The sequence below is a fragment of the Paenibacillus sp. LS-5 genome, assembly GCF_056121505.1.
This window is the reverse complement of sequence record NZ_JBWAVA010000011.1, coordinates 109,963-121,894: the sequence shown is the minus strand read 5'-3', so window position 1 is coordinate 121,894 and position 11,932 is coordinate 109,963. Positions and strand designations below refer to the sequence as shown.

Here is an 11,932-nt window from a genome sequence, read left to right as displayed (position 1 = left end):
CGAATATGGTCGTTGTGTGGGAAGCGAATGGACGCAAAGCAGTCCACTCCCCTTTCCCAAATGGTGAGACAAATCCGTTCTTGTAAACCAGGCTTTCTCTGTTGGAATGTCACAAGGATGGTCATTCGAACAACGATAACACGATACTACATTAAGTAATTACTATTCAAATGTCTTGCAATTATTCTGCACTTACATGACCCAAGGGATTCTTCGCATCAAACCCCGGGTAAATATACTCCTCCCGCTTAAAAGAATACCCGGTAGCCGCAATATCCAGCATCTGATTCAACCGCTCACTTTCCGCGCGCAGGCCTCCGCCCATGGGTATGCCACCTGAAAGAATCTGTAGGTAGAGCTGCATACGGGGGCGATCACCGGAGTCACGTGGTTCCACCGAAACCGTATTCGGATCGTACTGGTCCATAATCTGCGGGGACAACGGATAAATGGACTCCTCTGCGGTCGGGTAAAATTCCTTAAAATGTCCCAGTCCCGGAACCTGGCCCTCCTTATCCGTTATGCCGTCTACCACCGGCAGCGCCAATGCCTGCTGGAACAGCATGGTCAGGAAGTCTTCAGACTGCAGGAACTTCCACACCTTCACCGCCGCTTCCCGGTTCGGTGCGCTGCTATTTACCGCCAGCGGTGATTGCGGAATCATCATGAGCGCCCCGCTGCCCTTTCTATCCATTGAAGTTACCGGCGGTAAAACTGCCCCCCAGTCATCCTTAGGCATATATTCCTGCAATTTCACATAGTCTTTGCTGGTTGCGTACATCATGCCGATGTTACCGTCGGCGAATTCCCTGAGCGCACTGTTCCGCTTGAGCAGCGTCTCTCCGGGATACAGGCTTCCCTCTGCCTTCATATCCAGCAGCATTTGCAGCCAGGGGGCATATACACTAAGATCATAACGTCCGGTCCGGTAATTATAGAGGTATACCCCGCTATTGGTATTGGACATCTCAAGACCGGTCTGCAGACTGTCCTGGCTGTCTCCGGCAGCCAGCGCGAAGCCATATTTGTTCACGCCGACCCCGGCCCGGCTGATCTTGGCCGCAGCCTGCTTCACTTCATCGAAGGTGACCGGTGGACGTGCCGTATCCAGTCCGGCGCTCTGGAATAGCCTCTTATTATAGATCAGGCGCACCGTCTCAATACTGGAGGGCAGGAAGTAGATTCCCCCCTTAAACAGAGAGCTGCGGGCGTAATCTCTGGCCCACTTCGGAAATCTGTTGAGATCCAGAGGGTCCAGATCAGCGCTCAGATTGGCCAGATACCCCTTGTTCACATAGGTAGCCAGCCAGCTGTTATCCACGCTGAACACATCCGGTCCCTGGCCCGAAGTCATCAGCATGTTGAGGGTATCCTCGTAGGCATCGGTAGACAAATTCATCATTACAATTTCAATATGGTCAGGATTGCTCTGATTATATTGCCGGATCGCGTTCTTCACTTCCAGATTCTCCGTCCAGTCATATAGCGCAATTCGCACTTGAACCGGAGGAGCCCCCTCGGGAACCGGCTCTGAATTGAACTCCACCAGTAGTGGACGATCATAGGCAATGGCATAGACGATAAGTCCGCATAATGCCAGGCAGACGATATAGAGCAACAGCCGCTTCATCCTTCACCTCCTGCGTTGACAGCGTGACGCAGCCGTTTTACAATGAATACCATCTATCCCTGAAATAACAATGTCAAAGTCTAAGGACATCGTTATGGAAGCCTCGAATTTGGCGAAGCCAAATTGAGGGTCTTCTCTGAATGGTCACATCTGATGGTGCCGCGTAAGAGCGGCATAAGTGGCTATTGATTGATATTTTCCAATAATACCCGTTAAATGGCAAGCGAATATTATCCGCAGCGCTACAGGGGGGTCCAGATGAAGAAGTTATTCGATACTCTGTCCAAAACCCTCTTCTTATACAACTTCAGCATCCGCAGCAGACTTATCCTCTACTTCCTCTTTCTCGTCCTTCTACCTACCACCATTATCTCTGTAACCGTATATAACAAATCGGCGGATATCATCACCCGCAACGTCAATACATCCATTGAAAATAACCTGAATCTGGTTCAGGATAATCTGGCCCAGCGTTTTGCCGCTGCGGATCAAGCCATGATCTCGCTATATCTTAATACAGAGTTCGCTGACCTGATCTCCTCCAACCGTCCGACAGACAGCACAGGAATTATCAATGAGCTCGCCGCGCTGAACAGAATCCTGGAGAGCTTCCCCGGCAGCGGAACTTCCGGAAATAGCTTCGTCCCTATGCTATATATGCTGAACCGTCCGGAATATACGCAGTACAATTTCTCCAGACGTGTCTTTAACCTTGATCTCATTTCACTGAAGCCGTGGTATCTCAGCATTCCACCCAGGTCCGATTTCACGGTGGTTGGGCTAAGCTCGCTCGATTCGAAGTTCACCCTTAAATTTGCGAAGCGCCTGTTCGGCATCCGTCATGCTCAGTTGCCCTATGTAGGCCTGCTTACCATCGATATTCCTGTAACGGAATTCGATAATCTGCTGGAACACTATAAACCTACGGCAGGCAGCCGGATTTACATCGCTGACCAGACCGGAACGATTGCGGTCAGCCCGGATGCGTCACTCCTTGGACAGAACATCAGCACCCAGGACTATTACAGCCACATGCAGTTCACCGGAGACGGCAGCGGCACCCTCCATTCCTTCCGTCAGGTGATCGGCGGGGAGAAGATGCTGGTCTCCTATACCCGAATCCCGGAAACCGGATGGACGATTCTTTCGTTCTCACCCGTAAGCGAGCTTAATGGGGAGCTGGCCTCTTTTCAGCGGGTCATGTACATCGTAATCGGCATCTGTATGCTCATATCACTCATGATGGCTCTGCTGCTGTCAGAGAATATCTCGGCACCGATCCGCAAATTTATCCAGTCCATGTCCCATGCCGAGAGCGGCAACTTCAATATCATTATCCGCTATCGGCGCAAAGACGAATTTTCTTATCTGTTCAACCGGTACAATAAGCTGCTACAGCAGATCAAAGCGCTGATCGACAAGCTATATGTGACCGAATTGCGCAAAAAAGAAGCCGAACTCAAAACCCTTCAGGCTCAGATCAATCCGCATTTTCTCTATAACACGCTGGATTCCATCAACTGGATTGCGATCAATCACGATATTCCCGAGATCAGCAACATGGTAACCTCACTGTCCGATTTCTTCCGCTACAGCTTGAGTAAAGGCCGGAATATTATCCCGCTGCGCGATGAGCTACGGCAGGTGGACAGCTACCTGCAGATCCAGCAGTTCCGCTTCCGGGATAAGCTGGAGTATGAGCTGGAGGAGACGGACCCCCGGGTACTAGAGGAATGTCTGGTGGTCAAGCTCACTCTTCAGCCGCTGGTGGAGAACTCCATTATTCACGGAATACAGAAGCGGCGGGGGAAAGGCCGAATCCGCATCCGGGTGGAACGGTCAGGGGACCTTCTCTGTGTGTCCATCTTTGACGATGGGGCAGGTGCAGATCCAGAGCGGCTGAATCAGTTGCTGACAGATCCGCATCCGGGGAACCAATCCTATGGCATACGCAATGTGCATACCCGGATTCAGCAATTTTTCGGTGAATCTTACGGCATCCGGTATTATGCCAATCCCGAAGACCAGAGCGGCCTCTTGGCCGTCGTCCGGTTTCCGGTGATGACTACATGGAACGAGGTGATGGAAGATGTTGACGATGATCGTAGCGGATGATGAGCCGTTTATCCGTAAGAGTCTGATCCATGTGTTCAATTGGCAGGAGGAGTTCGGCATCGAGATCATCGGGGAGGCCTCGGACGGGCAGGAGGCATATGAGTTATGTATGGAGCTTCAGCCTGATATTTTGTTCACGGATATTATGATGCCCATGCTGGGGGGACTTGAGGTAGCTGAGAAGCTGAAGGCCGGGAATTGCCGGACCCGAATCATTATCATCAGCGGCGCACAGGATTTCTCCTACGCCCAGAGTGCACTTAAGGTCAATGCCGAGGGGTATATACTGAAGCCCGTCAAATTACCTGAACTGCGCGAAGTCTTTCAGGAAGTCGTCAACAGGCTGCGTCAGGAGAGAGACCACCAAATGAATGTTGAGCAGCTGAAGAAACAGGTAGAGACCCACATGCCGCTAATCCGCGAGAAGTTCCTCCAGAACTGGGTAGCGGGACTATACGGGGATGAACGGGAACTCTGGGAGAAGATCAGCTATTTCCGGCTTCCCTTTGAACAGGGGGATGTCCTAACGGCAGGCGTGCTCCAGCTCGATGATTACGATATCGCGGTCGACAAATTCTCGGAGGAACATAAGCAGCTGTTGTATTTTGCGATCCAGAACATCATCACCGAATGTCTGGAGCGTCCGCCCGGGGGAATCTCTTTTGTCACCAGCGAGAATGAATTCATCATCATCTTCTGTCCGGATCAGTCTGCTTCACCCGGCACCGGCGGCATCACAAGCCTCTGTGACAAGATCATCGGCAGCATTAAGCAATATCTGCGGCTGGACGCATCCATTGGGATTGGCCGGGCTTGCTCCAGCGTAAGTCAACTTGAAGACTCCTATAAAGATGCGCTGGCCGCACTGGTGCATACCTTTTACACCGGCCATGGTTCCATTCTGAATATCAAGGATATACAGTCCGCTGCGGAGACTCTGCAGAGCACTTTTTTTTATAAATTTCATGCCCGGCTGATGAATGAGCTGAAAGCGGGACATACCGAAGAAGTCATGGAACTGCTGGAGAAGCTCTTCGGCAAGCTGGCCGCCCCCAAGCTGCAAATTGACTATGTGCAGAGCATCTGTGCCGAGATGATTTTTACGTCTGCAAGAGCCCTCTATGAGCTGGATGAGGACATCGAACAGGTGCTGCAGGACCGGCTGACCATTATGGACACCCTCTACAAGCAGAAGAATATATCCGGGCTCAAAGCGTATATGCTCTCTCTTTTTTATGATCTCAGCACCTATGTGGCCGGGAAAAACAGCTCCAGAAACAGCAAAACCATCAACCGCATCAGAACAATTGTTCAAGAGGGCTACGCCCACGAGCTGTCCATTGCACGAATTGCCGAAGAAGTGTTCCTGACCCCCAACTACATCAGCCTTATCTTCAAAAAAGAAACCGGAGAAACCCTTACCGACTACATCACCAGAATCCGCATTGACAAGGCCAAGGAGCTGCTGCATTCCACAGATCTCAAGGTCATGGAAATCGCTGAACGTGTCGGCTATGAGAATCCCCATTATTTCAGTACAGTATTCAAAAAAATTGTCGGCAAACATCCGCTCAAATACCGTTCTGACAAGTAAACGCATCCACCCCGATGGAATGAACAGCTGGCCTTCCGGGCAGATTAAGGGCAAAGACAGCAGGGGAGTGAGTCAGGATGGCAAGAAGGAACAGAAGATATGCGGTACCCGGAGTAGAACAGGGAATGCAGACTTTAAAAGCAAATGTGATGAAGCAGGAAGGGTATACCGTGAATCCGGAACGGCCGGATGACGTGAAATATGAAGTAGCCAAAGAGCTGGGTGTCCCTCTGCAGCACGGCAACAACGGAGCATTGACTACGGAATCGGCGGGTCAGATCGGCGGCAAAATTGGCGGGTCCATGGTCCGGGAAATGATCCGTCTTGCTCAAGAACAGCTCGCGAACACAGATCAGCAGAACAAGTAAACCTTTCCGGGGCGGGGCAGATGCCCCGTCCTTTTCTATTTCGTAATGTAGGATTTGACTCCAATTCTGGAGAATATTCTATTCCGCGTATCGCCGCTGCCCTTCGAACTCCGCACCGACCGGCTGGACAAGGTCTGCAGATAGGCAAAATCCGGGTGAAGTGCTTCATCCGTAAGATAGGCCGAGATCCGGCTGCCTGGCACTCTTTCACGGTTAAGTGAGGCAATGATGCTGTCCGCACTCTTAATCCCCAGCCCATGCCCATAGTAGCTGTCATTGCCGAGCAGTATCGTATTTTCACCCTGCCATTCCGGCTTATCCGGGTCATGATCCGGATTCTTGAAATACGCAACATCCCCCGGCTGCATTTCTGACGGATCGAACGTAGTGATCATCCGCAGATTACTGTCATAATTCCAATCCCACAGGAACAGGTCGGTAAAATACTGGTTAAACGCATTTTCCCCGATCATATCAATAGTCGCCTTATAAAGAATCATCACCATCGCCATAGCACATTCGAAAGCGTACAAGTGTCCATTAATAAAAATATCTTTGATGGCCGCCGAAGGGGTGACATCACTTCGCAGCTGGAAGCCCCCATTCTCTGTACGGATCCAATATCTTGGGTTGCAGCGTGAATTCTTAAATGTGGAAAAGTCTGTGCCGCCCGCACTCATCGCTCTGGCTGTTTCAATAATGCGTCCCCTCATAGTCTGTTCGAATCCCGAACCGGGATTATCATATCCAAAGGCCACTATCCATTTCCCCTTTCCTGTCACAAGTTCATCTTGTATAGATAGGTTATTGTACGTGTCGGGCCTCCGGTTGGTGCACGGCAGTCTAACTCTCCTGAAACCAGCTGTTAACCTGAGCGGTCTCCTCTGTCAGAATATCCAGATAAATGGAAGTTCGGTAATCCGTCTCCTTAAGGCTCCGGCCCGTAATCTCAGCGATCCGGTTCAGCCGGTACATCAGGGTATTGGTGTGGATATGCAGAAAGGATGCAGATTCCTTAAGATTCCCGTTCAGCGTCAAATAGACGGCGATGGTTTTGACAAAATCGCTTTTGTGCTCACGGTCATGCGCCTTCAGCGGAGAGAGCAGCGGGCTCTTGCGCGTCCGGCTGCGCTTCTGCTCAAGAATGGCCGGAATGTACGCCCAGAAGCCGATATCCTCATACAGCAGCAGGTGGCGGGCATGATAGGGCAGCAGTTTTTTAAGCTCCAGGATGGTGAGTGCTTCCCGGTAAGCAGTGGCAGCTGAGGTGTATTCCCGGTAGCCTGGACTGCAGCCTGCTGTCAGAGCGCAGCTTTCACTTCGTCCCAGCTCCTGCAGCAGCTTCAGCACGAACGAAGACAACAGCTCTGTCCCCTCCACGGGAAACAGAAAGGAAAACAGGATAATCAGCCGGTTATGCTCAGCCGTCAGAAACAGCAGGCGCTGATTGGCACCCGCCTCCATAAGCTGGCGCAACCGCTGCACAAAGCGGTCATCGATCGCCTTGTCACTCTCCAGCACTCCGATATAATAGCTCTCCGGCAATAGAATTGATGAGCCTTCCGCCTCCTGGCGGATACGCGATTCCGTCTCGTAATGTGAGGTCAGCAGCTTCCAGAAGAAGTCCTCGTGCGCCTTTTCCTGTCTGGTCTTCCAGCCGCGCTGCTTCAGCAGGTAACGTCCGGCAATCCCGGCAGCCTTCTCCACAATGAGCTCCGCTTGCCCCTCGGCCAGATTGCCTCGGTCCACCACCCAGATATAGCCGAGAATCTCCTGTTGATGCCGGATGCACATCGCAAGCCTGGGTCCGAGCCCCACCTCCATGACTGCCGGAATGCGGATCGGATGCGCGGTGTTCTCAAGCTGATGCATCACGCCTTTTTTGCGCAGGCCAATGATGACCGTGTTCGGCACACGCTTGCCGATAATGGTGGAGATGCGCGCCGGATCGCTCTCAAACTGATGGGAGCTGTATCCGATCACGTGATGATTGCTATCCTCGATCGTCACCTGCGACTGAAGCGATTCGCTGAGGGTATCCGCCAGGGATTCCATACTGTCAAAAAAACGATCAAATGATGGCTCTGAATCTGTCATTGTCCCCACCCCAACCTGAAGAATAGCCTTGTACTATAAGTGATTTCATTATAGCTTGGTGCTTTGCGGCTGACTATAGGGAGCGGTATCCTGGCTGCTGCCCCAGGCTGGCAGGCAGAACAAACCGGCCTGCCTTCTGCGCTTCAACAACTGCATTTCTGCCGTTGTTTCTATAAATTCATCTCTAAAACTATAGACGAGCCTACCAAAAGTTTCTCCTCTCACAACCCTATATCAAAAAACAGCCCGGCGATTGCTCACCGGACTGTACTTATTGTTGTTACTCCTCAGTTCTGTCTATTCTGCCCTATGGCTAGTTCTCTCCTGCTCTAGATCAGAGTGAACTCTTGCCCTACTGCTTTTTCTACCGTGTAGTACTCTTCCCCAAGAGCCTCTGCCACGGCCTGGCAGGTGATCTTGCCGTTGGCTACATTGACGCCGCTCTTCAAGCCGGCATCGTCTTCAATCGCCTTGAACACACCTTTATTTGCAATTTGCAGTGCATATGGAACCGTAACGTTAGTTAAAGCCATGGTCGATGTTTTGGCTACAGCGCCCGGCATATTGGCTACGGAGTAATGCAGTACGCCGTATTTCTCAAATACTGGGTTATCGTGGGTAGTTACCCGGTCAATTGTTTCTACGATCCCGCCCTGGTCAATCGCTACGTCTACAATGACAGAGCCCGGCTTCATCGTCTTGACCATTTCTTCCGTAACCAGCTTTGGCGCTTTCGCACCAGGGATCAATACCGCACCTACCAGCAGGTCCGCTTCGGCTACGGCTTTGGCAATGTTGTAAGGATTGGAGATCAGCGTATTAATCTGTGCGCCAAAAATATCATCCAGCTGACGGAGTCTGTCCGCGCTGAGGTCCACAATTGTTACTTCGGCGCCGAGGCCGATCGCCATCTTCGCTGCGTTGGTACCCACTACACCCCCGCCGATAATGCTGACCTTGCCTCTGCTGACACCCGGAACACCGGAGAGCAGAATGCCTTGTCCGCCGTAATTCTTCTGCAGGAACTGTGCGCCGAGCTGTACGGACATCCGTCCGGCTACCTCACTCATCGGTGTCAGCAATGGTAATGTGCGTCCGTCAACAACCGTTTCGTACCCGATAGCGAATACACCTTTGTCCTTCAGGGCGGTAGCCAGAGCAGGCTCTGGAGCCAGATGCAGATAAGTGAAGAGGATGAGGCCCGGACGGAAGTAGTCATACTCGCTTTCCAGCGGCTCTTTAACCTTCATGACCATTTCAGCGGCAGCCCATACTGCAGCAGCTTCAGCGATCAGTTCAGCACCGGCTGCGGCGTACTCTTCGTTCGGGAATCCGCTGCCCAATCCGGCTCCGGCTTCCACCAGCACCTGATGTCCCTCAGCTACCAGACTTACGACTCCTGCAGGGGTAATGGCGACACGGTTTTCGTTATTTTTGATTTCCTTAGGCACTCCAATAATCATTGTTCATCGCTCCCGTCTGTTATGTTTCTCTTATGTAAAGAATAATAACACAGGAATTATTTTTGCAATTTGGGTAAAAAGAAAAATATTATCTGCCATGATTGTGTTTTAACACAATGCAGGGGGTGAAAACCCTATAGCTGAACCCTGTAACCGTTGGTATATCTGACAAACGGATATTCAATCATGAAAAAAGACACCGTCTCCGGTGTCTTAAGGTACTGAAACTTATGAAACAAATATGGAAATAGACGCAGTCATTCACATAAGGTTGGCTTATCGGTCTGGATAACCGCGTTATGTTTAATGACACGATTCAGTTGTCCAATATAGAAAGCACCGTCTCCAGTACAACATTTACCCCCTGCTCGCATTCCTCATAGGAGGTCAGCTCCTCCTCGCAGTGGCTTTTTCCGTTTACACTCGGTACAAAGATCATGGCTGACGGAAGGAAACCAGCCACGAACTGGGCGTCATGTCCTGCGCCGCTGGCCATTTTTTTGCTGGAGTAGCCCAGGGTCGATGCCGCCTGCTCCACCAAAGCACAGATTTCAGGGTCGAACCACACGGTATCGCGGCCCCATAGCTTGGTCTTCGAGACGATACAGCCCAGTTGCTCTTCAGGCAGGCCGTTAATCATATCCTCTACCGTGCGGACAATGTCCATGTCCTTATGTCTGGCTTCAACAGTGAAGATCACCTTGTTCGGGATCACCGTATGGATATTAGGCAGCACATTCATCCGGCCCATGGTGAAGACCAGTTCGGAATCGAGCACTCCCAGCTTGCTGCGCAGCTCGGTTATCAGGTCGGTGGCAGCGAACAGTGCATCCTTACGCATATCCATCGGCGTGGTTCCGGCATGATCGGATTCGCCGGTCACTTCAATCTCATAGCAGACCATACCGACAACGCAGTCGACGAGGCCGATGGTGAGGTTTTCTTTTTCCAGTACAGGCCCCTGTTCAATATGCAGCTCCAGATATGCGGTTGCTTCCTTGATCCGGTTCGCGGCATCCCCTGCATACCCGCTCGCCTCCAGTGCTTCGGCAAAGGTGATCCCTTCCGGGTCCCTTTTCTTCAGCATCTCGGCCTTATCGAACTTGCCGGAGAGTACGCCTGAAGCCATCATCGAAGGCTCAAACCGCGCACCTTCCTCATTCGTGAAATTCATGACCGTCATCGGCAGCCGTGGCTTAATCCCATGGTCAACCAGGGTACGCACCACTTCCAGACCGGCAATAACCCCAAGCACGCCATCGAAACGCCCGCCCTTCTTGACTGTATCCAGATGTGAACCGATCACCACAGGCGGTCCTGCTTCTGTCCCTTCGAGCGTCGCATACATGGTTCCCATATCATCAACTTTGACCGTCATTCCCAGCTCTTCACAACACGTAGCGAAGTAATTCCGCACCATTACATCCTGCTCCGACAGCGACAGCCGGGTCACCCCATTATTCTCCGTACGCCCAAAATCGGCAAAGGCCTCAATCGTATTCTTCAATCTTTCACCGTTCACGAATATTTGCTTCTGCTGCATGGCCCTATCCCTCCGCTTCGAACGCTTAGTTATACAGAAACTTTGCTTTGTATATATGTTATACCATTCCGCCTGATTGTCATTTTACACAGTGTAATAATTATTTTTTGGAATTTTCACGATGTGTTACATCGGTCCCGCTGAAGTCTGATAAAATATGAACAGCAGTCAGCAGCAGACAGGGCTGGCTAACCATTGTGAAAGGGGAGTCAACATATGAACACCATTTTGCGCAGCAGTTCAGCACAGGCTGAGATTAGCACCCTGGGGGCGGAGCTTGTCAGCTTCACCCGAAAGGACACAGGCACTGAATATATCTGGAGCGGGGATGCCGCCTATTGGACAGGCCGTTCTCCTGTATTGTTCCCCATCATTGGGGCCGTCCGGAACGGAGAGATCAAGGTACGCGGGGAAGCCTACAAGCTTGCCAATCACGGCTTCGCCAGACGCAGTGAGTTCACCGTCGTGGAAGCAAGTGAGTCCCGCGCGGTCTTCCGGCTCACCAGCAGTGAGCATACCCTCGCCAGCTATCCGTTCCAATTCAACCTGTTTATCACGTACACGCTGAATGAGAATACGCTTAAGCTGGACTACCGGGTAGAGAACATAGATCAGCAGGATATCTTCTTCCAGCTAGGTACACACCCTGCCTTCAATTGCCCACTGGATGATAACGGAAGCTTCAGCGACTATGTACTGGAGTTCTCCGAGAACGAAACGCTGGACCGGGAGTTCCTGAATAGTGCGGGCCTGCGGATCAGTGGCCATTCAGAACCTGTGCTGAGAGGAGAACGCATCCTTCCGTTAACCCATGAGATGTTCAAGGACGATGCGCTGGTTTTCCAGAATGTAGCCTCAAGGACTATTACACTGAAGAGCAAGCTTACTGAAAAAAGTGTCGCCGTATCCTTCGAAGGCTTCCCGGATCTCGGCATCTGGCAAAAGCTGAATGCGCCTTTTCTCTGCATCGAGCCTTGGCAGGGATTTGCGGACAGCGATACGTTCGACGGTGAACTGCAGGACAAAGAAGGTGTGATTGGCCTGGAACCAGGAGCGAATTTCGCCAGCTCGCTAACCATCGAAATTAATTAAAGAGCAAAAAAAGAAGGCCGTAAGTCACCT

General features: G+C 51.4%; 9 protein-coding genes. 4 read left to right on the top strand and 5 right to left on the bottom strand.

Features of this window, described 5'->3' with window-relative positions:
• Positions 1-181 precede the first annotated feature (181 nt).
• Entirely contained in the window at positions 182-1,630 is a 1,449-nt protein-coding gene (locus tag AC0MA3_RS16965) for an ABC transporter substrate-binding protein (RefSeq protein WP_474657044.1), read from the bottom strand.
• Positions 1,631-1,888: 258 nt separating this feature from the next.
• Between AC0MA3_RS16965 and AC0MA3_RS16960 the strand changes: the two genes are divergently transcribed.
• The 3 genes from AC0MA3_RS16960 (at position 1,889) to AC0MA3_RS16950 (ending at position 5,707) form a co-directional block, all read left to right on the top strand.
• Positions 1,889-3,745, top strand: coding sequence for a cache domain-containing sensor histidine kinase (locus AC0MA3_RS16960; protein WP_474657043.1), 1,857 nt, complete (start codon positions 1,889-1,891; stop codon positions 3,743-3,745).
• Complete coding sequence (locus tag AC0MA3_RS16955) at positions 3,720-5,339, top strand: response regulator (RefSeq protein WP_474657042.1); 1,620 nt, start codon at positions 3,720-3,722, stop codon at positions 5,337-5,339. The genes AC0MA3_RS16960 and AC0MA3_RS16955 overlap by 26 nt, the downstream gene beginning before the upstream one ends.
• Positions 5,340-5,416: 77 nt before the next feature.
• Positions 5,417-5,707 carry an alpha/beta-type small acid-soluble spore protein gene (locus tag AC0MA3_RS16950; protein WP_474657041.1) on the top strand — a complete coding sequence of 97 codons (291 nt, stop codon included), beginning with the start codon at positions 5,417-5,419 and terminating at the stop codon, positions 5,705-5,707.
• Between the two features lie 35 nt (positions 5,708-5,742).
• On the opposite strand, the gene AC0MA3_RS16945 is transcribed toward AC0MA3_RS16950, so the two are convergent.
• The 4 genes from AC0MA3_RS16945 to AC0MA3_RS16930 form a co-directional block, all read right to left on the bottom strand.
• Positions 5,743-6,549 (bottom strand): protein-glutamine gamma-glutamyltransferase, encoded by an 807-nt coding sequence (locus tag AC0MA3_RS16945; protein WP_379158728.1) that lies wholly within the window; start codon positions 6,547-6,549, stop codon positions 5,743-5,745.
• A 1-nt stretch (position 6,550) separates the two neighbouring features.
• On the bottom strand, positions 6,551-7,804 hold the full coding sequence (locus tag AC0MA3_RS16940) for a PucR family transcriptional regulator (RefSeq protein WP_474657040.1): 1,254 nt from the start codon (positions 7,802-7,804) through the stop codon (positions 6,551-6,553).
• Between the two features lie 329 nt (positions 7,805-8,133).
• Positions 8,134-9,267, bottom strand: a complete 1,134-nt coding sequence (ald, locus tag AC0MA3_RS16935) for an alanine dehydrogenase (protein ID WP_474657039.1) — start codon at positions 9,265-9,267, stop codon at positions 8,134-8,136.
• 316 nt (positions 9,268-9,583) lie between these two features.
• Positions 9,584-10,810: an allantoate amidohydrolase gene (locus AC0MA3_RS16930; RefSeq protein WP_474657038.1), complete on the bottom strand. Its 1,227-nt coding sequence runs from the start codon at positions 10,808-10,810 to the stop codon at positions 9,584-9,586.
• A 216-nt stretch (positions 10,811-11,026) separates the two neighbouring features.
• On the opposite strand from AC0MA3_RS16930, the gene AC0MA3_RS16925 reads away from it, so the two are divergent.
• Entirely contained in the window at positions 11,027-11,902 is an 876-nt protein-coding gene (locus AC0MA3_RS16925; protein ID WP_474657037.1) for an aldose 1-epimerase family protein, read from the top strand.
• Positions 11,903-11,932 lie beyond the last annotated feature (30 nt).

What these genes read in the sequence shown, in the direction of transcription:
- AC0MA3_RS16950 (WP_474657041.1), top strand. Translation starts at nt 5,417, where the DNA reads ATGGCAAGAAGGAACAGAAGATATGCGGTACCCGGAGTAGAACAGGGA.
- AC0MA3_RS16965 (WP_474657044.1), bottom strand. Translation starts at nt 1,630, where the DNA reads ATGAAGCGGCTGTTGCTCTATATCGTCTGCCTGGCATTATGCGGACTT.
- AC0MA3_RS16925 (WP_474657037.1), top strand. Translation starts at nt 11,027, where the DNA reads ATGAACACCATTTTGCGCAGCAGTTCAGCACAGGCTGAGATTAGCACC.
- AC0MA3_RS16960 (WP_474657043.1), top strand. Translation starts at nt 1,889, where the DNA reads ATGAAGAAGTTATTCGATACTCTGTCCAAAACCCTCTTCTTATACAAC.
- ald (WP_474657039.1), bottom strand. Translation starts at nt 9,267, where the DNA reads ATGATTATTGGAGTGCCTAAGGAAATCAAAAATAACGAAAACCGTGTC.
- AC0MA3_RS16930 (WP_474657038.1), bottom strand. Translation starts at nt 10,810, where the DNA reads ATGCAGCAGAAGCAAATATTCGTGAACGGTGAAAGATTGAAGAATACG.
- AC0MA3_RS16955 (WP_474657042.1), top strand. Translation starts at nt 3,720, where the DNA reads ATGTTGACGATGATCGTAGCGGATGATGAGCCGTTTATCCGTAAGAGT.
- AC0MA3_RS16940 (WP_474657040.1), bottom strand. Translation starts at nt 7,804, where the DNA reads ATGACAGATTCAGAGCCATCATTTGATCGTTTTTTTGACAGTATGGAA.